This window comes from Methylobacterium sp. WL12 (genome assembly GCF_008039475.1).
GTDB classification, from domain to species: Bacteria; Pseudomonadota; Alphaproteobacteria; order Rhizobiales; family Beijerinckiaceae; genus Methylobacterium; species Methylobacterium cerastii.
In genome coordinates this window covers 45,699-66,944 of record NZ_VRUW01000017.1, presented here as the reverse complement: position 1 = coordinate 66,944, position 21,246 = coordinate 45,699, and the positions used below count along the sequence as shown (strand labels likewise).

Annotated in this window: 20 protein-coding genes; 6 read left to right on the top strand and 14 right to left on the bottom strand. The window is 69.1% G+C overall.

Going from position 1 to position 21,246, the window contains the following annotated elements:
* Positions 1-206 precede the first annotated feature (206 nt).
* The 8 genes from FV226_RS09520 to FV226_RS09485 form a co-directional block, all read right to left on the bottom strand.
* Positions 207-923, bottom strand: a complete 717-nt coding sequence (locus tag FV226_RS09520) for a YidB family protein (protein WP_147762716.1) — start codon at positions 921-923, stop codon at positions 207-209.
* Positions 924-1,034: 111 nt separating this feature from the next.
* Entirely contained in the window at positions 1,035-1,367 is a 333-nt protein-coding gene (locus FV226_RS09515) for a hypothetical protein (RefSeq protein ID WP_147762715.1), read from the bottom strand.
* A gap of 91 nt (positions 1,368-1,458) precedes the next feature.
* On the bottom strand, positions 1,459-1,746 hold the full coding sequence (locus FV226_RS09510; RefSeq protein WP_306422386.1) for a hypothetical protein: 288 nt from the start codon (positions 1,744-1,746) through the stop codon (positions 1,459-1,461).
* A 22-nt stretch (positions 1,747-1,768) separates the two neighbouring features.
* Positions 1,769-3,790 carry a BON domain-containing protein gene (locus FV226_RS09505; RefSeq protein ID WP_147762713.1) on the bottom strand — a complete coding sequence of 674 codons (2,022 nt, stop codon included), beginning with the start codon at positions 3,788-3,790 and terminating at the stop codon, positions 1,769-1,771.
* A 121-nt stretch (positions 3,791-3,911) separates the two neighbouring features.
* A complete protein-coding gene (locus FV226_RS09500) occupies positions 3,912-5,723 on the bottom strand; it encodes an ATP-binding cassette domain-containing protein (protein WP_147762712.1) in 1,812 nt (603 codons plus the stop codon).
* A 67-nt stretch (positions 5,724-5,790) separates the two neighbouring features.
* A complete protein-coding gene (locus FV226_RS09495) occupies positions 5,791-6,003 on the bottom strand; it encodes a hypothetical protein (protein WP_147750585.1) in 213 nt (70 codons plus the stop codon).
* Between the two features lie 107 nt (positions 6,004-6,110).
* Positions 6,111-6,425: a polyhydroxyalkanoic acid system family protein gene (locus FV226_RS09490; RefSeq protein WP_147762711.1), complete on the bottom strand. Its 315-nt coding sequence runs from the start codon at positions 6,423-6,425 to the stop codon at positions 6,111-6,113.
* Between the two features lie 77 nt (positions 6,426-6,502).
* Complete coding sequence (locus FV226_RS09485; protein ID WP_238270665.1) at positions 6,503-6,859, bottom strand: septal ring lytic transglycosylase RlpA family protein; 357 nt, start codon at positions 6,857-6,859, stop codon at positions 6,503-6,505.
* Between the two features lie 532 nt (positions 6,860-7,391).
* Here FV226_RS09485 and ybgC point away from each other — a divergent pair.
* On the top strand, positions 7,392-7,811 hold the full coding sequence (gene ybgC, locus FV226_RS09480) for a tol-pal system-associated acyl-CoA thioesterase (protein WP_238270657.1): 420 nt from the start codon (positions 7,392-7,394) through the stop codon (positions 7,809-7,811).
* Between the two features lie 74 nt (positions 7,812-7,885).
* Here ybgC and FV226_RS28545 read toward each other — a convergent pair whose 3' ends face one another.
* Positions 7,886-8,377, bottom strand: coding sequence for a methyl-accepting chemotaxis protein (locus FV226_RS28545; RefSeq protein ID WP_281406032.1), 492 nt, complete (start codon positions 8,375-8,377; stop codon positions 7,886-7,888).
* Positions 8,374-9,174 (bottom strand): methyl-accepting chemotaxis protein, encoded by an 801-nt coding sequence (locus tag FV226_RS28540; protein WP_187278725.1) that lies wholly within the window; start codon positions 9,172-9,174, stop codon positions 8,374-8,376. The genes FV226_RS28545 and FV226_RS28540 overlap by 4 nt, the downstream gene beginning before the upstream one ends.
* Positions 9,175-9,576: 402 nt before the next feature.
* On the opposite strand from FV226_RS28540, the gene tolQ reads away from it, so the two are divergent.
* The 4 genes from tolQ (at position 9,577) to tolB (ending at position 13,513) form a co-directional block, all read left to right on the top strand.
* Entirely contained in the window at positions 9,577-10,293 is a 717-nt protein-coding gene (gene tolQ, locus FV226_RS09465) for a protein TolQ (protein WP_147750589.1), read from the top strand.
* Positions 10,294-10,315: 22 nt separating this feature from the next.
* On the top strand, positions 10,316-10,759 hold the full coding sequence (locus tag FV226_RS09460) for a biopolymer transporter ExbD (RefSeq protein ID WP_187273574.1): 444 nt from the start codon (positions 10,316-10,318) through the stop codon (positions 10,757-10,759).
* A 7-nt stretch (positions 10,760-10,766) separates the two neighbouring features.
* Positions 10,767-12,107, top strand: a complete 1,341-nt coding sequence (gene tolA / locus FV226_RS09455; RefSeq protein WP_147762708.1) for a cell envelope integrity protein TolA — start codon at positions 10,767-10,769, stop codon at positions 12,105-12,107.
* Between the two features lie 65 nt (positions 12,108-12,172).
* Positions 12,173-13,513 carry a Tol-Pal system beta propeller repeat protein TolB gene (gene tolB / locus FV226_RS09450; RefSeq protein WP_147762707.1) on the top strand — a complete coding sequence of 447 codons (1,341 nt, stop codon included), beginning with the start codon at positions 12,173-12,175 and terminating at the stop codon, positions 13,511-13,513.
* A 39-nt stretch (positions 13,514-13,552) separates the two neighbouring features.
* Here tolB and FV226_RS09445 read toward each other — a convergent pair whose 3' ends face one another.
* Together FV226_RS09445 and FV226_RS09440 are read right to left on the bottom strand one after the other, a co-directional pair.
* Positions 13,553-13,801: a hypothetical protein gene (locus FV226_RS09445; protein ID WP_147762706.1), complete on the bottom strand. Its 249-nt coding sequence runs from the start codon at positions 13,799-13,801 to the stop codon at positions 13,553-13,555.
* A gap of 97 nt (positions 13,802-13,898) precedes the next feature.
* Positions 13,899-15,131, bottom strand: a complete 1,233-nt coding sequence (locus tag FV226_RS09440; RefSeq protein WP_147762705.1) for an MFS transporter — start codon at positions 15,129-15,131, stop codon at positions 13,899-13,901.
* Positions 15,132-15,453: 322 nt separating this feature from the next.
* Between FV226_RS09440 and FV226_RS09435 the strand changes: the two genes are divergently transcribed.
* Positions 15,454-16,929 carry a PAS domain-containing methyl-accepting chemotaxis protein gene (locus FV226_RS09435; protein ID WP_147762704.1) on the top strand — a complete coding sequence of 492 codons (1,476 nt, stop codon included), beginning with the start codon at positions 15,454-15,456 and terminating at the stop codon, positions 16,927-16,929.
* An 11-nt stretch (positions 16,930-16,940) separates the two neighbouring features.
* Here FV226_RS09435 and FV226_RS09430 read toward each other — a convergent pair whose 3' ends face one another.
* Together FV226_RS09430 and ahcY are read right to left on the bottom strand one after the other, a co-directional pair.
* The gene (locus FV226_RS09430) at positions 16,941-19,466 is read right to left on the bottom strand and encodes a PAS domain-containing sensor histidine kinase (RefSeq protein ID WP_147762703.1); all 2,526 of its coding nucleotides are present in this window, start codon (positions 19,464-19,466) and stop codon (positions 16,941-16,943) included.
* A gap of 326 nt (positions 19,467-19,792) precedes the next feature.
* A complete protein-coding gene (ahcY, locus tag FV226_RS09425; RefSeq protein WP_147762702.1) occupies positions 19,793-21,193 on the bottom strand; it encodes an adenosylhomocysteinase in 1,401 nt (466 codons plus the stop codon).
* Between the last annotated feature and the right edge of the window lie 53 nt (positions 21,194-21,246).

Below are 21,246 nucleotides of genomic sequence, written 5' to 3'. Positions count from 1 at the left end.
ATATAATTTCATCCAGAAAATCAGTATTTCGTACCATATGCTTGTAACTCTCCATATTACCTCACGTATAAATTTTGATCTAAAAAGCACAATACTTGGGCTCACTGGCTAGATGCAATGTATACCCCTGAAAAATACACGATGATCGCACTTATTCGTGCAGGCATCGTGTATGCTTAAATAACCCTAAAAATTACAGCTTCTAATTACCAAGACTTCCGTTCCCCCAAATCCGGCACCCGTCCCTGCGGCGTGAGCCCGTGCACCACCTCCGGCAGCACCTGAGAGAGCTGGGACAGCAGCGAGTCCCGGTCCATCCCGGTCTGGTTTTGGAGAGCGCCGAGGGTGTCGGGGCCGAGCGCGCGGGCGAGGTCGTGGGGTTCGATGCTGCGGTTGCTGCCGTGGCCGATCCACGAGTCGATGACGTCGCCCAAACCGCCCTGGCGGAAGCGATCGACGAGGCCGTCGAGCCCGCCGAGATCGCCCGCCGTTTCATGTGCGACATGTCCTGGTTGAGGAACCTGGGATCGGTCGCCGGGTCCGTCGAGCATGCCCGAGAGGTCGCTGAAGTCGCCGGGCGGCAGCGGCGGGTCGCGACGGCCGCCCTCCTGGTCGAAGCCGCCGATGTCGCCGGGGTCCTGGCCGGCGCCGTCGTCGGCCGAATGGCCGGGATCGCGGCCGTAGGGTCCGGCGCCGCCAGAGCGCTCAGTGTCGGGGCCGGGCTCCGGCCGGCGCTGGCCGCCGCCGAGAATGTCGCCGAGCGCTCCACCCAGGCCGCCGCTCGCGCCCTTGGCGAGCAGCAGCATCAGCAGGGCCTTCACGATCGGCGACATCGCACCGCCGCCCGCGTTGCCGGCATTGCCCCGTCCGCCGCCGAGCACCTGCCCGAGCACGCCGCCGATCACCGAATCGAGCAGACCCATGGTGCTTTCCTTCGCCTGTGAGGGACGGAGCGCGAGACGCCGCCGCAGGAGCGCATGAAAAAGCCCCCGCCGATCAACGGCGGGGGCGGGGACGAGGTTGCGTCGTGACGGTCAGTGCGCGGCGCGCGTCCGGTCCGGCAAGTGCTGCATCGGGTTCGTCCGCGCGTCGGGGAGGGTCCCGGTGTCCATCACGTCGGTGCTGGGTTTAAGCGCGTGCGGCGCCGCGACGTCGCCGTTCGCGCGCTTGGCGCCGTTCGGCAGGGTCGCAGGGGTGGGCTGGTCGATGTGGCTCGCGGCGGACTGGGCGCGGGCCGGCTCGACGAAATCGCCGAGCAGGGCGACCGCGCCGGACGCGGCAAGGCCGGCGACGAGCAGGGCGGTGGCGGCGAGGCCGGCGCGGGGGCGCAGGCCGATGTGGCGTCGAGCGGAGCGATCGAGTCTCATGGCGTGGGGTCCGTTGCGTGTCTCCGGTGAGCCCGAAGGCTCTGTCTGGAGGGGCAACGCCGGATCGGGGCGCCTTGGTTCCGCGCCATCCTCAGCTTGTCGGGGGATCGTGCGGTCGCACCCGGGCGGACCTCCGGGCGAGCGCACCCAACGCGCAGCCGGCGAGGTAGGACACCAGTATCGCCACCGCGCTCTCCAGCCAGAAACCCTGCACGCCGGGCACGATCCCCGCGATGGCGAGCGCGGCCAGGGCCAGGGTCGCGACCCCGAGCGCGGCGGGGATCGCCGGCCGGGCCGGCAACCCAGTGAAGCCGCCGACGGCGAGGCCGAGCACGAGTGCGGCCAACGATCCCGGCCACAGGCCGGCGAGGAGGAGCATCACGGCAAAACCTTTCCGGAGGTCAGGGCAGCACGGCGAAGGCGATGCCCGGCCGCTCCGAGAGCTTGTCGGCGACGACGACCTGGTCGAGCCCAGCGCCGGCCTGGAGCAGGTACTCGACCACCGCACCGGCGCGCAGCCGCGGCAGGTCGGGCTCCGGCGCCTCGGCGGTCTCCTTGCCGGCCTTCGTGTCCTTGGCCGGCTTGGTGTCCTTCGCCGCCTTGGCGTCCTTCGAACTCTTCGCGTCGTTCGAAGTTTTGGTGTCCTTCGAGCCCTTGGCGTCCTTTGCGGGCACCGCCTTCGCGGCCGGCTTGGTCTCACCGGACTTAGTGGGCTCGGGCTTGGCCAACGCAGCCTTGCCGGCCTCGGGCTTGGGCGCCGCACTCGCGATACCCTGCGTCTGGGCTGCGTCCGCCACCTTCGCGTCCGGCGGGGCGGTCTTTGCCGGATCGCCGTGGCCGGCGACCGCGATGCGCAGCGACGGGCAGGTCTTGGCAAGCTCCGCGAGGCGATCGAGCACGGGATAGAAGATCGGTGACAACGCGCCTGAGCCGGGCGCGAAGCGCAGGCCGGTGCCGCCGACGAGCGCCGTCGCGGCGCTGCGGCAGGTCTCGGGGTCGCGCGTCGGCGCCGGGTTCTTCGGCACCACCGCCACGCTCGCGGTCCATCCCGCCGGCATCGCCGCCGGCAGGGTCGCGGCGACCCGCGCCGCGGCCTCGCGATACAGGCTCGTGCCGGAGAGGATCAGCGTCCGGTCGGCGACCGCGACCTCGCCGCTCGACAGGCTCGCCAGCACTGGCACCGCGGCGGTGAGAGCCGCAGCGAGGTCCGGCGGCGCGCCGTCGGCGATGCGGGTGCGGTCGATGATGCGCTCGCGGAAGAAGCGCGGGCGCACCACGGCGAGCAGCCGGTCGCGCGCCTCGGCATCGGGCAGGTGGCCGGACAGGCTGACGCCGTCAGCCTCGCGGCGGATCGCGACGCGGTAGGGGGAGAGCGGCTTCACCGCAAGCGCGACCGAGCCCGCCCCGACCCCGGCGGGCCGGGCGTCCCGCATCACCGCCTCGATCTCGCCGACGGCCTGGCTGTCCACGGCATCGCCCGCCACCGACACCCGCGCGCCGTCGAAGCGCGCGCCGCCGCCCTGCATCAGCCCGACCAGGCGGATCAGGAATTTCGCCAGCGCATCCGGGTCGACGTCCTTAGCGAGGCCCCGTGCGGTGCGCATCCGGTCCGTGACCGCGGTGCCGTCGGAGATCTCGCCGGCTAGGCGCCCGATCTCGGCCCGCGCGGATTCCGAAACCACGAACCCGTCGAGCACCAGCCCGCCGCCGGGGTTTCGCGACACGCTCATGGTGAAGTCGTCGGCCCGCGCGGGCACAATGTCGATGCGCCCAATGGTGTAGCCGGGCGGCGGGTCGGTCAGCGCAGTGCGCAGGGCGTCGTAGGCGGCGAGGTCCAACGCCGCACCTGAGAACGCGATCGAGAGGTCGGTCACCGTCGCGGTCCCGCCGGCGGCGAGGTTGCGCAGGCGCGCGACGGCGTAGGCTGCTGCCGCCGGGAAATCCGGCGGCGCGCCGCGGGCGGCATGCGCCGCGTCGTCGATCGCGGTCTCATCGGGGATCTCGGCGGCCAGACGCGTCCGCAAGGCGGCGCGGCCGATCTCCGCCGGGCGGCTGCCAGAGAACGCGATGCGATCCGGCGCAGTCCGGGTCGCGCTCCAGGCGAAGGGCGCGGCCGTCTCGATCAGGCCGATCTCGGGGACGATCCGGCGCGGCTCGGGAAGCGCCTCCAATCGGGCGAGCGCCGCCGCGCGGGCGGCCGGCCCCGGCGCCTCGCCCTCGGCGACGAGATCACGCCCGCGGACCGAGACGCGCAGCCACGGCTCGGGCGATCCCGCCTCGGTCGCCTGAGCCACCGTCTCGCCCGCCACCGCGATCCGCGCGGCGATATCCGGCGCGGCATACAGCGTCGCGCCGACCCAGATTAGGCCGAGCCCAGGCAACCCGAGGAGCCAGCCCGCGGAACGCAGGCCTTGGTGTGTCATGGCGAGCGGTTCATTACGAGCGGATCATGGCGAGCGGACGATGTCGCAACACCGGCGACGCCCCCGAGGCTTGCCGGACGGCATGGACCGCCATCGCGGCATCATGAAGGCCGGGATGGTCTCAGCCTTCGCGCAGCATCTCCAGTTCGAGCCAGCGCTCCTCCGCCCCAGACAGCTCGGTCTCGGCTTGGGCGAGCATCGCCGACGCCTTGTCGAACCGGGCCGCGTCGCGGGCATAGAGGCCGGGATCGGCCAGCACCGTGCGCAGCTGCGCGATCACGCCCTGCAACTTCTCCATGCGGGCAGGCAGCGTCTTGAGCTCGTGCTGGTCCTTGAAGTTCAGCTTGCCCTTGGCAGCAGGCGCGGCATCCGCCCTCTCGCGCGGCTCGCTCTTTCCGCGCGCCTCGGCTTTTCCCTTGGCGCCGGCGCGGGCCTGCACGCCGACGCCGCGCTGGTTGACCATGTCGGTGTAGCCGCCGGCATACTCGACCCAGCGCCCCTCCCCTTCCGAGACCAGAACGCTGCCGACGACGCGATCGAGGAAGTCGCGGTCGTGGCTCACCAAGATCAGGGTGCCGGAATAGTCGCCGAGCATCTCCTGCAGCAGGTCGAGCGTTTCGAGGTCGAGGTCGTTGGTCGGCTCGTCGAGCACCAGGAGGTTGGCCGGCTGCGCCAGCGCGCGGGCGATCAGCAGGCGGTTGCGCTCGCCGCCCGAGAGCACCGAGACCGGGGTACGCGCCTGCTCGGGGGTGAACAGGAAGTCCTTGAGGTAGCCGACTACGTGGCGGCTGACGCCGTTCACCACCACCGCGTCGCCGCTGCCGCCGGTGAGCACTTCCGTGACGGTCATGCTCGGCTCCAGCACCGCGCGGGCTTGGTCCAGCAACATCATCTTCAGGTTGGTGCCCTGGCGGACGCTCCCGTCGTCGGCCTGCAGCTTGCCGGTGAGCAGATTGATCAACGTGGTCTTGCCGGCGCCGTTCGCGCCGACGATGCCGAGGCGGTCGCCGCGCATCACCCGCAGGGACAGGTCGGCGACGATCCGGCGCTCGCCATAGCTCTTGCTCGCGTTCTTGGCCTCCATCACCAGCGTGCCCGAGGCCTCGGCCTCACCGGCCTGCATCGTCACGGTGCCGACCGGCCGGCGGTCGTCGCGGCGCTCCTTGCGCAGCGCATGCAGGTTGCCGAGGCGGCGGACGTTACGCTTGCGCCGGGCGGTGACGCCGTAGCGGAGCCAGTGCTCCTCGTCGTTTATCTTGCGCTCGAGCTTGTGCCGGTCGCGCTCCTCCTCCTCGAAGAAAGCGTCGCGCCAAGCCTCGAACCCGGAGAAGCCTTGCTCGATGCGGCGGGTGACCCCGCGGTCGAGCCAGATCGTGGCGCGCGACAGGGCCGAGAGGAAGCGCCGATCGTGGCTGATCAGCACCATCGCGGCGCGCGTCCCCTTCAGCTCGGCCTCGAGCCATTCGATCGCCGGCAGGTCGAGGTGGTTGGTCGGCTCGTCGAGGAGCAGCACGTCGGGCTCGGGTGCCAGCGCTTGCGCCAGCGCCACGCGGCGGCCCTCGCCGCCCGAGAGCCGCGTCGGGTCCTCGCTGCCGTCGAGGCCGAGGCTTTCGAGCAGGTAGCGGGCGCGGTGATGCGCGTCGCCATCGCCGAGGCCCGATTCGACGAATTCGAGGGTGGTGGCGAACCCGGAGAAATCCGGCTCCTGCGCGAGGTAGCGGATCGTCGTCCCCGGCTGGACGAAGCGGACGCCGCGATCGGGCTCCACGAGCCCGGCGGCGATCTTCATCAGGGTCGACTTGCCCGAGCCGTTGCGGCCGACGAGGCAGGTGCGTTCGCCGGGCGCGACGGAGAAACCCGCCCCCTCGATCAGGGGCGTGCCGCCGAAGGTGAGGGCGACGTCTTGAAGGGTCAGAAGCGGTGGGGCGGCCATGCCGGGCTTATGGCAGCGCGGCCGCCTCACCACAAATCGAAGTCGGCTCAAGTAAACCGGAGCGCGCTCAGGCAACCGGGTTCGCGGGGCCGGTCGGCGTCGGCATGCCGGGCGTGGTCACCGGAACCTCGGCTGGGGTGATGCCGGGCGCTTCGCTCGGGCTGTCGCCCGGGATCTCGGGGCTCGGGCCCGGGCTCGGCACGGTGGGCGGGTCGTAGGGCGTGTCGGGGGCAGGCGTCGGGTTCGTCGGCACCTCGGGGATCGCGCCGGGATCGGCCATGGGAAACGCTCCTCGCTTGACGTCGCGGCGCGTCTTGAGCGCGCGCCGCGTGACGAGCGTGAACGGCGGGGTCGCCCCGGGTGTTCCGGCGCGCGCCGCCTTGCGCGCTACTTCTTGGTCAGGAGCAGGTTGCCTTCCTTGCCGACCATCCGCTTCACCTTGTCGGCGAAGAGCGCAAGCAACAACGGCAGGTGGCACTCGACCCGCACGCTGTCCTGGCCGACGTCGATCTGGCCGTTCATGTTCTGCTTCATCGCGGAGATCGCGAAATCGAGCCGGTCGCCGGTCCAGGTGAGATTTTCGATGCTGATGCCGCTCTTGGCGAGCAGCGCCCGCCCCTGCTCGACGCCGGTCTCGATGCGGCGGCGCGCCTCGTCGCGGCCGAGGTCGTGCGGGATGTCGACGATGAGGGGTTTTGCCATGATGTCCGCTGCGGCTCCGGTTCAGGCTCGGAGATGGGGCCGGCCGGCGCGCGCGGCAACGCCGGCCGGCATCCGCATCAGTTCATGACGTGCAGCGAGACGTAGGTGGTACCGCCCATACCCAGCGCCCGGGCCGAGCCGCGGGAGAGGTCGATGATGCGGCCACGCACGAACGGCCCGCGATCGTTGATCCGCACCACCACGGACCGGCCGGTGCGCTGGTTCTCGACGCGGACGCGGGTGCCGAAGGGCAGGCTGCGGTGGGCGGCGGTCATCCCGTTCGGGTTGAAGCGCTCGCCGCTCGCGGTGCGATGGCCGCTGCCGTACCAGGACGCGCCTCCGCTCTGGGCGGCGGCCGGCTGGGTGGCGGCGACGAGCGACAGGGCGGTTCCGAGGGTGGCGGCGGCGATCTTGGCGACGGGTCGGATGTGCATGCTTCGGTCCTTGGTCGTTGACGAGGGCGGCGCCAATCGAGACCGAACGGGGCTGAAATAAGACCCGCACATTTTGGGCATCCAGATCACATTCCGGCCGAATTCCTCAACGCAGCTTAACATTCGATCGCTCAAGCAACGATCATGCATCCAAGACTTCGATTTTTCTACGCGTGAATGCGCGATTACGCTGCGGTATAGTCTTCGACAGGCTTCGGCGGGAGCCGCCAAACCCGCGTAAGGCGGCGAAGATCTGCGCTCAGCGAAACCCTGCCGCCCGCCCGAGGACTGAGCTTGGCCGTTGCGTCGCGGCGGATCGGGACGGCGCTTTTGGCTCGGTTCAGGGCGAGCCTGCGATCGATCGGCCGGCTTTCGCGGACGCGTCCTCGGAACCGCGGCAGGCGACCAAACACCGAGCCAACCCGGTACTAAGGTCCCGACGATCGGCAAACGTGGTAGCCTCGTCCGAATGCAAGGCGCCGGCTCGTCAGGCCTGTCCCTCTGGAAGTCTGCGCAGGAGCGGCGCCGAACCGTGACGTCATCGATCGAAGCCCACGCGCTGCCGGTGCGCGTCTACTACGAGGACACCGACTTCTCGGGCTTCGTCTACCATGCGAGCTATCTGCGCTTCATGGAGCGCGGCCGGACCGAGTTGCTGCGCGGGCTGGCGGGCGACCAATCCGAACTGCATCGCGAGGCCGACGGGTTGGTCTTCGTCGTGCGCCGGATGGAGATCGACTATCTGAAGCCCGCGCGGATGGACGACGCGCTGACGATCCTCACCCGCACGCACGAGTTGCGCGGCGCCTCGATGCACCTTCACCAGGAGGTGCTCCGCGGCGACGACCTCCTGGTCCGCGCGTCCGTGGTCGTGGCCTGCGTCCGCGAGGGCCGGGCGATCCGCCTGCCCCCGGGTCTGCGCCGGGCGTTGTCCGCTCCCGACAGCCTTTGATGCACGCGCTTCGCCTTCGAGCGAGTCGGCAGCGGCGTCGCTCGAAGACGTTCTCGTGAAGGGGGGCGGCGCGATCAGATCCGCCGGACTTCCTCCAGGAACGTCGCGACCGCCCGCGTGACCTCGGCCATCTGGTTGTCCATGTCGGTGGTGGCTTGGAGCACGGTCTGTGCTGAATCCGTCGAGGTCGCGGCGCTGGCCGCCACCGCGCTGATCCCGCCGCTCACCTCGGTGGTCAGGTCGGCGGCGTCGCGCGCGCTCCGGCTGATCTCGGCCGAGGCGGCGGCCTGTTCCTCGGCCGCCGCGGCGACCGTCGTCGAGCCGGCATCGATTCCCTTGATCACCACGGAGATCCGCTCGATCGACGAAACGGTCATCCGGGTGGCGGATTGGATCATGTTGATCTGATCGGAGATGTCGCTCGTCGCCTTGGCCGTCTGCGCGGCCAGTTCCTTGACCTCGGCCGCCACCACCGAGAAGCCCCGGCCGGCGGGGCCGGCGCGTGCCGCCTCGATGGTGGCGTTCAGGGCCAGGAGATTGGTCTGGTTCGCGATCGAGTTGATCAACCCGACGACGACACCGATGCGCTGCGAGTCTCAGACAGGGTGCTGACGTTCTCCATCGCCTGCTGCGCCTCCGTCACGGCCTGCGCCGTCACGCTGCTGGAATGGGTCATCTGCCGCGTGATCTCGGCATTGGAGGCGCTGAACTCCTCCACGGCCGCGGCCACCGATTGCACGTTGACCGTGGTCTCCGCCGCGCTGGAGGCCGCCCGTCCCGCGCTCTCAGAGGTCTGTCCGGTGGCGTTCAGCACGCTGTCGGCGGCCTGCCGCATCGCGCCCGTGGCGGCGGCGGTCTGATTGAGCGCGGCCTGCATCGTGCGGTCGAAGCTGGCGATCCCGTCCGTGAGCGGCGACACGTCGGCCCAGGACAGCACCGCGGCGATGTACTCGCCGTTGGCGGCGTGGACGGCGGACACGTGAAGATCGAGGGTCTTGGGGCCGAGCTTGATCTTGGTGCGCCACGGCAACCGCGACGGATCGCCGACGATCGAGCGCTGGTGGTGGGGGTTCTTGTGGAACACGTCCATCGACTGGCCGACCATGCGGTTGGGATCGACGACGGACGGCAGGTGCTGCCGCAGGGCGTTCAGCGTCTCCACGCTCCGCTTGTTCGCATAAGTAATCGCCGCGGTGGTCGGATTCAACACCAGAACGTTGGTGGGCAAGGCTCCGAGGACCGCTTCGAAGTCGACCGCATGCGGCGACTCGGACATCGTCTCGACGGAAGGAGCCTTCGCGCTCCGGCGCAATGTCAGGAATGCCATGGAAACCCATCGATGACCCAAGCTCGGGCCCACCACGAGCGCGTTGACGAGGATCTTCGACCATGAATCGCCGATCAGGGTAAAAAAGCCATTAATTTACTCGGTATTTTGACGAATATGAAAATTACAACCTTAGGATGAGAAATCAAATACATTTAATATAAATCAAATACTTTCGTCGCCTTCGATTTGAGTAGTGTCTCGCTCGATTGAAATAACATCCTTATTCTGCGATCCGCCCTGGTCCGGCGTGCAACGCTTCCTTAACCGCGTTCGGCGCTTCACTCGGCCGAGACGTCGAGGGTGCGCTGCGGCGACGACCCTACTTTCGACAGATTCGCGGGCGATTTTTCAGGTATCGCCCATGGTTCAGCCGGATGTCGCGAGGGTTTCCCCCTCGGAAGCCGCTCCGCCATGGGGACGTGAGGACCACCGACCATGAACCCAGCCGATGCGATGCAGGCTGCGCCCGTCGCCGACATGACGCTGCTCGGGCTGTTCCTGCAGGCCCACGTCGTCGTCAAGTTCGTCATGATCGGCCTGCTCGGATCGTCGATCTGGTGCTGGGCGATCATCGTCGACAAGACGCTGCTGTTCCGCCGCACCAAGGACGAGATGGACGCGTTCGAGGACGCGTTCTGGTCCGGCCGCTCGTTGGAGGAACTGTACCGCTCGTTCAACGACCGCCCGGCCACGGGCCTTGCCGCCCTGTTCGTCGCGGCGATGCGCGAGTGGAAGCGCTCGTTCGAGGGCACCGGCCGCCAGATCCAGTCACTGTCGCAGCGCATCGACAAGGTGCTCGACGTGACGATCCAGCGCGAGGTCGAGCGCCTCGAGGGCCGCCTGCTGTTCCTCGCCTCCATCGGCTCGGCCGGCCCGTATATCGGCCTGTTCGGCACGGTCTGGGGCATCATGACCGCCTTCACCTCGATCGCCGCTTCGAAGAACACCTCGCTCGCCGTGGTGGCGCCGGGCATCGCCGAGGCGCTATTCGCCACCGCGATCGGCCTGTTCGCGGCGATTCCCGCCGTGCTGGCCTACAACAAGCTCCAGGCCACGGTCTCCAAGCAGCAGTCGCGCCTGGAAGGCTTCGCCGACGAGTTCTCCGCCATCCTGTCGCGCCAGATCGACGAGCGCCTGTCGCTCGCCGCCTGACCGACCGCGAAGGGATCGACACATGAGCATGGCGGCGGGCGCTCAAGGGGGCGGCAAGCGGCGGCGGCGCGGCAAGCGCGGCGGGCCGATCAACGAGATCAACATGACGCCGTTCATCGACGTCGTGCTGGTGCTGCTGATCATCTTCATGGTGGCGGCGCCCATGATGACGGTGGGCGTGCCCCTCGATCTGCCGCAATCCAAGGCCTCGCCCCTGAACTCGGACACCAAGCCGGTGACGATCTCGATCCGCCAGTCCGGTCAGGTCTTCCTCGGCGAGGACGAGCTCACCGACGACACCATCATCCCGAAGCTGACCCTGGAGGCCAAGTCCGGCTTCGAGGAGCGCGTCTTCGTGCGCGGCGACAAGCGGGTCGACTACGGCCGGGTCGCGCAGGTGATGGCGATCGTCACCGGCGGCGGCTTCAAGAAGGTGGCGCTCGTCACCGAGCCCGAGCAGCGGTAGCGCGTCCGTGAGGCTCCCCTCCTTCCGCAGCGAACCGGGCTTCTGGGTCTCGGCCGGCACCCATGTCGGGCTGCTGGTCTTCGCCCTGTTCAGCGTCGCCGCGCCCGCGCTTCCCGAGGCGCAGGAGGGCGTGCCCGTCGAGGTGATCACCGAGAACCAGTTCTCCGAGCTGACCAAGGGCGAGCGCAACGCCGAGAAGCCGTTGTCGGACGCCAAGCCCCGTGCCGACAAGAAGGCGGAGAAGTTCGAAGAGAAGGAGCCGGAGAACGCGAAAGTCGATTCTCCGACAGCGCCGACGCGCACCAGCGACATGAAGCTCGCCAACGCCGACGAGATGCCGCTGCGCGTCAACGAGCCCGACCCGTCGGCGGAAGCGGCCAAGGCCGCCAAGATGGCCAAGGAGAAGGCGGAGGCCGAGAAGGCCGACGCCGCCAAAGCCGAGGCGAAGGCGGAAGCCGCCAAGGCCGCCGCCGCGGAGAAGGCCGCCGCCGCCAAGGCGGAAGCGAAGGCCGCCGCCGCCGAGGCCGCCAAGGCGGAGGCGGTGAAGCGCGAGCAGCTCGCCAAGCTCGTCGAGCGCGAGGAGGCGGAAGCCGCCGCCGCAGAAGCCAAGGCTGCGGATGCGAAGGCCAAAGCCGAGGCGAAAGCCAAGGCGGACGCGGCCAAGGAGGCGGCCAAGGCTGCCGAGAAGGCGGCCGCCGCCAAGGCCGAAGCCAAGGCGAAGGCGGAAGCCGAGGCCGAGCGCCAGAAGGAGATCGCCGAAGCCAAGGCCGAGGAGGCCAAGGAGAAGGCTGAGGCCGCAGCCGCCGCGAAGGCCGAGGCTGCGGCAAAAGCCAAGGCGAAGGCGGTCGCGGATGCGCGCGCCAAGGCCGACGCCGAGGCGAAGGCGCGCAAGCAGGCCGAGCTCGCCGCCAAGTTCAATGCCGGCGACATCAAGTCGATCCTGGCTTCGAAGGCGCCGTCGCAATCCACCGGCTCGACCGGTCACGAGGTCCAGCGCACGGCCTCCCTCGGCGCTGCCACCGGCACCGCGCAGCGCCTGTCGCCCTCGTTGCGCGACGCCCTCGTCGGCATGCTGCAGCAGCAGATCGAGCGCTGCTATTCGGCGCCGCCCGGCGCGGCGCAGGGCGTGGTGCTGCCGGTGCTCGACATCCGCCTGAACGCCGACGGCTCGCTCTCGACCGAGCCGCGGATAATGCGCGGCGGGTCGAGCTCGGTCGACCAGTCGATCGCGCAGGCGGCGTTGCGCGCCGTGCGCCGGTGCGCGCCCTACAAGATCCCGGCGCAGTACCAGCCCTATTACAACGACTGGAAGGCGATCAACGCGGAGTTCGAGTTCACCGCGACCTGACGCCGAAGCCGACCCGAAGTCTCGACCTCGCCGGCACCCGCTCCAACGTTTCCGGACCAAACCCCATGCTGCATCGTTCGCTCACCCGGGCCCGGCACGTGCCCGCCGCCCTCTATGGCCTCGCGCTGCTGCTGCTCGCGGCCATCGGCTTGAGCGGGCCGGCCCAGGCCCAGCTTCAGCTCCGCATCGGTGGCGGCTCGTTCCAGCCGATGCCGATCGCGGTGACCGACTTCTCGGGCGACGCGAACCTCGGCGGCCTCGTCTCGAGCGTCGTGACGAACGACCTGCGCCGCTCCGGCTACTTCCTGCCGCTGGAGAAGGGCCGATTCCCCGAATCGCCGAACTTCGATGCCGCCCCCGGCTTCGAGAAGTGGCGCGCGGCCGGCGTGCAGGGCCTCGTCACCGGCCGCGTCTCGCGCGACGCCTCGGGCCGCCTCAAGGTCGAGTTCCGCTTGTGGGACGTGACCTCGGGCCAGCAGATCACCGGCCAGCAATACGGCACCGACGCCGCCAACGCGCGCCGCGCCGGGCACCTGATCTCGGACAGCGTCTACACCAAGATCACCGGCCTCGGGCCGTGGTTCGACAGCCGCATCGCCTTCGTCGACGAATCCGGCCCGAAGGAGAACCGCCGCAAGCGCCTGATGGTGATGGACCAGGACGGCGCCAACGTCCGGGCGCTCACCACCGGCGAGAACGCCGTCGTCGCCCCGCGCTACTCGCCGGCGACGCAGGACATCGCCTTCATGGCGCAGGCCACCGGCCACCAGCCGCGGGTGCAGGTGATCAACCTCGAGACCGGCAGCCGGACGGCGATGGGCAACTTCGACTCGATGAGCGCGAGCCCGCGCTTCTCACCCGATGGCCGCCGCCTCATCATGAGCGTGCAGCAGGGCGGCAACGCAGACATCGTCACGATGGACATCGCCTCGAAGGCCCAGCATTCGATCACCAATGGCATGGCGATCGACACGTCGCCGACCTACTCGCCGGACGGCGGCCAGATCGTGTTCGAATCCGACCGCGGCGGCTCGCAGCAGGTCTACGTGATGGGCGCCGACGGCTCGAACCCGCACCGCATCTCGTTCGGGGAGGGCTCGGCCTCGCAGCCGGCCTGGTCGCCCAAAGGAGACCTCATCGCCTTCACCCGCCAGCGCAAGGGTGGCTTCGCGATCTGCGTGATGAAGCCCGACGGCTCCGGCGAGCGGGTGCTGACGGAAGGCTTCCACAACGAGGGGCCGACCTTCGCGCCGAACGGCCAGTACGTGCTGTTCTTCCGCGATCCCGGCGGCCAGGGCGGCGGCAAGCTCTACATGGTCGACATCACCGGCAAGGTCGAAAATCCGGTGCCGACCCCGTCCTACGCCTCCGACCCGACCTGGTCGCCGCTGCTGGCCGGGAAGTAGTTTTCGGAAGCGGAGCCCGGCGACCCGTCGGGCTCCCCTTCACCCGCGCTTCTGCGCCTTCACGTATCCACCGATCGCGGCCTGGCAGTTCGGCGAGAGGCTGGCGCGGTTCTGCTTGAAGCAGGCCTGGACCTCCGGGGCGTCGGGGGAGAATTCGCTGCATAAGGCGAGGTAATCGCCGGTGCAGTTCTGCTTCAGCGCGGCGCGGTCGGGCACGGCCGACGCGTTCGGCGCGGCGAGCGCGGCGGTGGCGGACAGGGTGAACGCGAACACGGTACGAACGAGCAAGGTCGGCTTCCTTCAGCGACCCGGACGACCCGGGCGGAGGTGCGTAGACCAGCCCATCCTGGCCGGAATGGGTTAGCTTGGCCGTCGGCCTCCAGCTTCACCCCTCGCGCAGAAGCCGGTCGCGCGCTCGGAGTGCCGGGAAGAGCCGGCCCCAGAGCACGGCGACCAGCACGGTGGCCGCGCCCCCGACCACCACGGCCGGCACCGCGCCGATCAGCGCCGCGACCGAGCCGGACTCGAACTCGCCGAGTTCGTTCGAGGCGCCGATGAAGACGGTGTTCACCGCCGACACCCGGCCGCGCATCGCGTCCGGGGTCTCGCCTTGAACGAAGGTCTGGCGGACGTAGACGCTGATCATGTCGGCGGCACCCGTGACGAACAGGCAGGCCATCGACAGCGGCAGGGAGGTCGAAAGGCCGAACACGATGATCGCGACACCGAAGACCGCTACGGCGCGCAGCATCCTCACGCCCGCATGGCGCCGCAGCGGCCGGTAGGCCAGCACGACGGCCATCAGCACGGCGCCGGCCGCGGGCATGCTCCGAAGCGCCCCGAGCCCGAGCGGGCCGACATGCAGCACCTCGGCCGCAAAGATCGGCAGCAGGGCGGTGGCGCCCCCGAGCAGCACCGCGAACAAGTCGAGGCTGATCGCGCCGAGCACCACCGGATGGGCCCGGATATAGCCGATCCCGGCCGACAGCGTCGCCCAGGTCACCGGCGGCCGCTCCGACACGGGGGCCGGGCGGAAGCGGATCGCGGCGGTGGCGACCGCCGCGAGGGCGAAGCTGGCGGAGGCCGAGCCGAACACCACCTTGGGCCCAAGGGCGTAGAGGAAGCCGCCGAGCGCCGGCCCGAGCACCGACGCGCTCTGCCAGAGCGAGGCGTTCCAGGCGATCGCCGAGCCGAACAGGTCGCGCGGCACCAAGGTCGGCAGCAGCGCCTGCAGGGAGGGGTTGGCGAAGGCGCGCGCCGTACCGATCAACACGACGAGCCCGTAGATCGGCCAGACCGCGCCGGCGCCGCGCCAGGCGTAGGCGAGCAGCGCCGCGCTGGTCGCCGCCTGCACCGCGAAGGACGCCGCCGCCACCAGGCGCCGGTCGTAGGTGTCGGCGACGTGCCCGGTGATCAGCGCGGCCAGCATCGCTGGGAGGAACCCCGCCAGCCCGACGAGGCCGAGCGCGAGCGCCGAGTGGGTCAGGTCGTAGACGAACCAGCCGACCGCCACCGCCTGCATCTGGTAGGCAAGGCCGGTGAGGAACCGGGACATGCCGAACAGGCGGAAGTCGCCGTTGCGGAAGACGGTCCAGCCGGATGAGGAAGGTTCGTACATCGCCTGCGTCGTGGCCACGCGAAACCGCTTGGTCAAGCCGGCCGGCGAGGTCGTATTGAGCGTCTGCGTCGAGACTGCGATACCAAGCGTGTGGATCGCTGCGAACGCGTCGGCGGCGTCATGGAATGTCTGCGATGCCGTCGCCGACCGCTAGCGGGACGACAGGGCGCAACCTTACTCTTAGATAGCCCCTTTGACTTACACCTAGAAGTTGTTGCTGCGACCCATAAACTAATATGTCATGTTAAAAGTCTTGGAAGCCGATTTTTTAAGCTTTCTCCGCAATATTACATGAAGATCACGAACTACAAGACTCACTGGAATGTCGTTTATCAACCAGAAGGTGAATGCCGTCATCGATGCGATCGACCGGTCACAGGCCCGCATTGTGTTCGGCCTGGACGGCCGGATCCTCGATGCAAACGCGAATTTCCTGAGCCTGTTCGGCTATGCCTTGTCTGAGATCCGCGGCCAGCATCACGGAATCTTGATGGAGGGCGCCGAGCGCGAGACCGCAGAGTATCGAGCGTTCTGGGAGGCCTTGGCCCGCGGCGAGACGCAAGCCCGCACCTTCAAGCGCGTCGCCAAGGACGGCCGTGAGATCTGGCTGCAGGCCTCCTACAATCCGGTGCTCGATCGCGGCGGCCGGCCGGTACAGGTCGTCAAACTCGCCACCGACATCACCGCCGAGACCAAGGCGGCAGCAATCTGCCAGGGCCAGATCGATGCGCTCAACCGCTCCCAGGCGGTGATCCACTTCACGCTGGACGGCATCGTCACCGATGCGAACGCGAACTTCCTTACGACGATGGGCTACCGCCTCGACGAAATCAAAGGCCGCCACCACCGGATCTTCGTCGAGGCGGCGGACGCCGCCTCGCCCGCCTACGCCGCGTTCTGGAAGACGCTAGCCGCGGGCACCTTCCAGGCGGGCGAGTTCCGCCGGGTGGGCAAGGCCGGCCAGGAGGTCTGGATCCACGGCGCCTACAATCCGATCCTGGACCGCGATGGACGTCCCTTCGCCGTGGTGAAGTTCGCTACCGACGTGACCGCGCAGGTAAACGAGCGCCGCCGCCGCGCTGAAGGCCAGCGCCTCATCCAGGTCGACCTCGGCCACATCATGCAGGAGATGTCGGGGGTCAGCCGCCAATCGACCGAGACCGCGCGCGCGGCGGCCGAGACCTCCGGCAACGTCCAGGCGGTGGCAGCCGGGGCCGAGGAGTTCTCGGCGTCGATCGAGGAACTGACCCGGCACGCGGTCGAGGCGAAGTCGGCATCCGACGAGGCGGTCGGCCGCTCGGACGAAGCGCGCACCATCATCTCCGGCCTCACGGCCTCGGCCGAGCGGATCGGCAGCGTCATCACCACGATTCGCACCATCGCCGACCAGACCAACCTCCTGGCTCTGAACGCGACCATCGAGGCGGCGCGCGCCGGTCAGGCTGGCCGCGGCTTCGCGGTGGTCGCCGCCGAGGTGAAGGCCCTGGCCACGCAGTCGTCGCAGGCGACCGAGGAGATCGGGAGGCAGGTCACCGCTGTGCAGGAGGCGACGGCCGAGGCAGTACGGGCGATCGAGCTCGTGAGCCAGACGATCGGGCAGGTCAGCCAAATCTCGCTCAGCGTCTCCTCCGCCGTGACGCAGCAGGCGGCGGTGACGCGTGACATGTCGGTGAACATGCAGAACGCGGCCGAGAGCGTCCAGCGCGTCCGGCTGAACATGGACGGCATCGCCGACGCCTCGAGGACCGTCGACACCCGCGTCCAGGCCGTGGCCGAGGCGGCCCGCGCCCTCGGCTGAACCGGGGCGGCCTACTCGGCCGCCTCCTCGGTCGCCTCGGATTCCAGGTCCCGCGCCGCGTGCGACGCGGGCAGGACGATCGGGAAGGTGCAGCTCACGCAGGTGCCGGCGCCGGGGCGCGAATCGAGCGAGACCCGGCCGCCATGCAGCTCGACGAAGGAGCGCACGATCGACAGGCCGAGGCCGACCCCGCGATGGCGCGTGCCGAGGGTGTGGCTCTCGAACCGGTCGAACACGTGGGCGGCGATCTCGGGCGGCATGCCACGGCCCTGGTCGCGCACGCTGAGGACGAGGTCGCCAGCCGTCCGGCGCGCCTGCACGGTGATGCTCTGGCCGGCGCTGGAGAAGCCGACGGCGTTCGACATCAGGTTGAAGAGGATCTGGCGGACGCGCTTCCCGTCCACGAACACGCTACCGATGTCGTCGGGCACGTCGAGGACGAGGCTGAGATCGGATTCCGCGAGGCGGTCCTCGATGCCGAGCAGCGCGGCCTCGATGGTGGCCTGAACGTCCACGGTCTCGCGCTGGAGCTCGAGGGAACCGGCATCGATCGAGGCGAGGTCGAGGATGTCGTTGATGATCACCAGGAGCGCGCCGGACGAGCGCATGATGTGATCGGAATATTCGCGCTGGCGGGCGTTCAGCGCACCCACGGTCTCGTCTCCGAGAAGCTGGGTGAAGCCGATGATGTTGGTGAGCGGCGAGCGCAGCTCGTAGGAGACGTGGTGGACGAACGTGTCGCGAAGCTGCGCCGCCTTTTCGAGCGCGTCGTTCTTCTCGGTCAGCGCCCGCTCGACGTTCACGCTTGCGGTGACGTCGATCAGGGTGATCAACGTCGCGCCTTCGGGCAGAGGCTGGGCGGTGCAGTCGAGCACGGTGCCGTCCACCATCTCGAGCTTGCAGGCGATGCCGGTGCGCGATTCGAGGCCAACCACCGCGTCGCGGATGTCGAGCCACGGCTCGTCGGCTGGCGCCAGCACGCGGCACGCCTCGATCACCGCCTCGACGTGCGGGCGGGCTTCCAGGCTCTCGTGGTCTAGTCGCCAGGCAGCGGCGAAGGCGCGGTTGGCAAAGGTGAGGCGCCCGTCGGCGCCGAACACCGCCACCGGCTCCTTGAGGGTATCCAGGGTCTCGGCCTGCACCCGCATCAGCGCATTGTATTGCGATTCGAGCTTCATCCGGTCTGAGACGTCATCGAAAAGGTAGGTCAGGCCGCCTTGCGGGTTCGGCTCGGCCAGCACCCGCAGCGTGCGGCCGTCGGGCAGGTACCACCAGGCCGGGTTGGCTTCCGCCGACCGGTAGGCGGCCAGCACGCCCTGCTTCCAGCTGCGGAAGTCGGCATGCTCCTCGAGCTTTCGCGCGGCGCGCAGGTGGTCGAGGATCTCGCCGTCGAGGGGGCGGGCGTCGAGGAAGCCTTGGTCGAGGTCCCAGAGCTGGCGGTAGGCGGCGTTGTGGAAGATCAGCCGCTGGCCGGCATCGAACATCGCGACCGCGGTCGGCAACTGGTCCAGGGTGCGGACATTGGCGTCCATCTGGCGCTGCAGGTCGGCGCGCACACTCTCCAGCTCGGAGACGTCCACCGCGATCCCGACCCGTCCGCCCTCCAGGGCGGTCTCGGTGACGTCGAGGATACGCCGGCCACCCGCCACCACCGCGGACAGGCGAAGTGCCGGACGTTGCCCGGCGGGGCGGCGCTGGGCGTCCTCGCGGGCGATCATCTCGCGGGCCGGACGGTCGAGGAGCTCGATGCCGTCCTGGATCGCGCCCTCGCGGGTGGTGGCTTCCACGGCGGCAACGTAGGCGGTGTTGACCCAGGCGAGGCTGCCCTCGCGGTTGCGCCGCCAGACCGGCTGCGGGATCGCGTCGAGGAGGCCGGCCAGCGCCGAGAGGCCGCGGCGGGCATCTTCCAGGGTCTCGCGCAACTCGGAGATCTGCCGTCGGTCCTCGGTGGTCTCGCGCAGGCGCAGCAGGACGCGGCCGGCCACCGCCTGACCCTGCGCCTCGATGCTGCGGCCGGACTGGCTCCGCAGCGTCGCGCGGAAGCTCGTGCCGCGCACCCGAAGCGCCTCGACGGCGGTCTCGACCGCCTCGGCGTCGGCGGGGACGAGCCAGCTGCCGAAGGCGAGGATGCGGCGGGCCGAGCCGGAGGCCGGACGCGCGCCGTCGAAGGCGAGGCCGACATCGCCTTCGACCACCGCCTCGCTGCGGCCGTCCCAGGTCACGATGATCTGGCGCTCGGCGGCGAGCAGCATTTCGGCCCGGTCGTGGGCGCCGCTGAGGGCGTCGAGGGCCGCCGCCTGCTCGCGCTCGCGGCGGGTCCAGCGCGAGCGCTCGCTCAGATAGAGAAGGGCGACGATGGTGGCGAAGGCGACGAGGCCGCCGAAGATCGCTGCGGCGGCGACGTTGTGCATGTGCGAGCCGAAACCCCAGCTCGGAAGGTCGGCGCCCGCCGCAAGGGAGGGAGCCGGCAGGCCGACGGCGGCGATGAAGAGAGCGCCGGCCCCGGCTGTGCGCCGTGCCGCCCGATCGACCGCCATGATCCGTCCCGTCTCCAAAAACCGCCGGTCAGATCGACGCGAACGAACGCGCGGCGACGGGTCCCCGCCCGCACGATTCGGGTGGATGGAGATCCGACGACCCGACGACCTGTCGAACCGCAGGTAGTCTAACGCGCCGGGGATTTGCGCCGGAAGGGGAATTAGCTTGGCTGTAACCCGTCGCCGGCAGGTCGCAGACGAACGACACACAGAAGACACAGTCCGCCATGGCCCTTGCGGCTTGACAAACGAAGAGGGCCCGGCGCTTCCGCCGGGCCCTCTTGTCGCTCGTCCGTACCGGTCGGCGCGTGCCCGCGCCGAGCGCCTCAGTAGCGGTAGTGGTCGGGCTTGAACGGGCCGTTCTCGGAGACGCCGATGTAGGCGGCCTGGTCGGGGCGGAGCTTGGAGAGCTTCACGCCGATCTTCTCGAGGTGGAGGAGGGCCACCTTCTCGTCCAGCGCCTTCGGCAGGGTGTAGACCTGCTTCTGGTACTTGCCCGGGTTGGTCCAAAGTTCGATCTGGGCGAGCGTCTGGTTGGTGAACGAGGCCGACATCACGAAGGACGGGTGGCCGGTGGCGTTGCCGAGGTTCACCAGGCGACCTTCCGACAGCAGGATGATGCGGTGGCCGTCGGCGAAGGTGATCTCGTCCACCTGCGGCTTGATGTTCGACCACTTGAGGTTCTTGAGGCCGGCGACCTGAATCTCGTTGTCGAAGTGACCGATGTTGCAGACGATCGCCCGGTCCTTCATCGCCCGCATGTGGTCGAGGGTGATGATGTCCTTGTTGCCGGTGGCGGTGACGAAGATGTCGGCGCGCGGCGCCGCGTCTTCCATCGTCACGACCTCGTAGCCTTCCATCGCGGCCTGGAGCGCGCAGATCGGGTCGACCTCCGAGACCAGCACGCGGCAGCCGGCGTGGCGCAGGGAGGACGCCGAGCCCTTGCCGACGTCGCCGAAGCCGGCGACCATCGCGACCTTGCCGGCCATCATCACGTCGGTGCCGCGGCGGATGCCGTCGACCAGCGACTCGCGGCAGCCGTAGAGGTTGTCGAACTTCGACTTGGTGACGGCGTCGTTCACGTTGATCGCCGGGAAGAGCAGCTTGCCCTCCTTGGCGAGGTTGTAGAGGCGGTGAACGCCGGTCGTGGTCTCTTCGGAGACGCCCTTGATCGAGTCGGCGAGACCGGCGAACCAGCCCTTCGGCTTCTCGGCGAGCTTCTTCTTCAGGAGCGCGAAGAAGATCTCCTCCTCCTCGGACTCCGGCTTGTCGAGGAAGGCGGTGTCGCCGTTCTCGGCACGCAGGCCCAGGTGGACGAACATGGTGGCGTCGCCGCCGTCGTCGAGGATCATGTTCGGCATGCCGCCGCCATGCCAGTCGAACAGCTTCGAAGTGTAGTCCCAGTACTCCTCCAGGGTCTCGCCCTTGATGGCGAAGACCGGGATGCCGGCGGCAGCGATCGCCGCGGCGGCGTGGTCCTGGGTCGAGTAGATGTTACAGGACACCCAGCGGATGTCGGCGCCGAGGGACTTCAGCGTCTCGATCAGCACCGCGGTCTGGATCGTCATGTGCAGCGAGCCGGCGATCCTGGCGCCCTTGAGCGGCTGCGACGGGCCGTACTCCTCGCGGGTGGCCATCAGGCCCGGCATCTCGGTCTCGGCGATCGAGATTTCCTTACGGCCGTAATCGGCCAGGCCGATGTCCTTGACGATGTAATCCTGGGCCATGCTGCGTCGCTCCGTGTCTCGGGTTGCCTCTCGCCGAGGCATCTAGCAGAGCA

Coding starts and splice junctions, on each gene's coding strand:
- FV226_RS09520 (WP_147762716.1), bottom strand. CDS start 923: ATGGGTCTGCTCGATTCGGTGATCGGCGGCGTGCTCGGGCAGGTGCTC.
- FV226_RS09515 (WP_147762715.1), bottom strand. CDS start 1,367: ATGAGACTCGATCGCTCCGCTCGACGCCACATCGGCCTGCGCCCCCGC.
- FV226_RS09510 (WP_306422386.1), bottom strand. CDS start 1,746: ATGCTCCTCCTCGCCGGCCTGTGGCCGGGATCGTTGGCCGCACTCGTG.
- FV226_RS09505 (WP_147762713.1), bottom strand. CDS start 3,790: ATGACACACCAAGGCCTGCGTTCCGCGGGCTGGCTCCTCGGGTTGCCT.
- FV226_RS09500 (WP_147762712.1), bottom strand. CDS start 5,723: ATGGCCGCCCCACCGCTTCTGACCCTTCAAGACGTCGCCCTCACCTTC.
- FV226_RS09495 (WP_147750585.1), bottom strand. CDS start 6,003: ATGGCCGATCCCGGCGCGATCCCCGAGGTGCCGACGAACCCGACGCCT.
- FV226_RS09490 (WP_147762711.1), bottom strand. CDS start 6,425: ATGGCAAAACCCCTCATCGTCGACATCCCGCACGACCTCGGCCGCGAC.
- FV226_RS09485 (WP_238270665.1), bottom strand. CDS start 6,859: ATGCACATCCGACCCGTCGCCAAGATCGCCGCCGCCACCCTCGGAACC.
- tolQ (WP_147750589.1), top strand. CDS start 9,577: ATGAACCCAGCCGATGCGATGCAGGCTGCGCCCGTCGCCGACATGACG.
- FV226_RS09460 (WP_187273574.1), top strand. CDS start 10,316: ATGAGCATGGCGGCGGGCGCTCAAGGGGGCGGCAAGCGGCGGCGGCGC.
- tolB (WP_147762707.1), top strand. CDS start 12,173: ATGCTGCATCGTTCGCTCACCCGGGCCCGGCACGTGCCCGCCGCCCTC.
- FV226_RS09440 (WP_147762705.1), bottom strand. CDS start 15,131: ATGTACGAACCTTCCTCATCCGGCTGGACCGTCTTCCGCAACGGCGAC.
- FV226_RS09435 (WP_147762704.1), top strand. CDS start 15,454: ATGTCGTTTATCAACCAGAAGGTGAATGCCGTCATCGATGCGATCGAC.
- FV226_RS09430 (WP_147762703.1), bottom strand. CDS start 19,466: ATGGCGGTCGATCGGGCGGCACGGCGCACAGCCGGGGCCGGCGCTCTC.
- ahcY (WP_147762702.1), bottom strand. CDS start 21,193: ATGGCCCAGGATTACATCGTCAAGGACATCGGCCTGGCCGATTACGGC.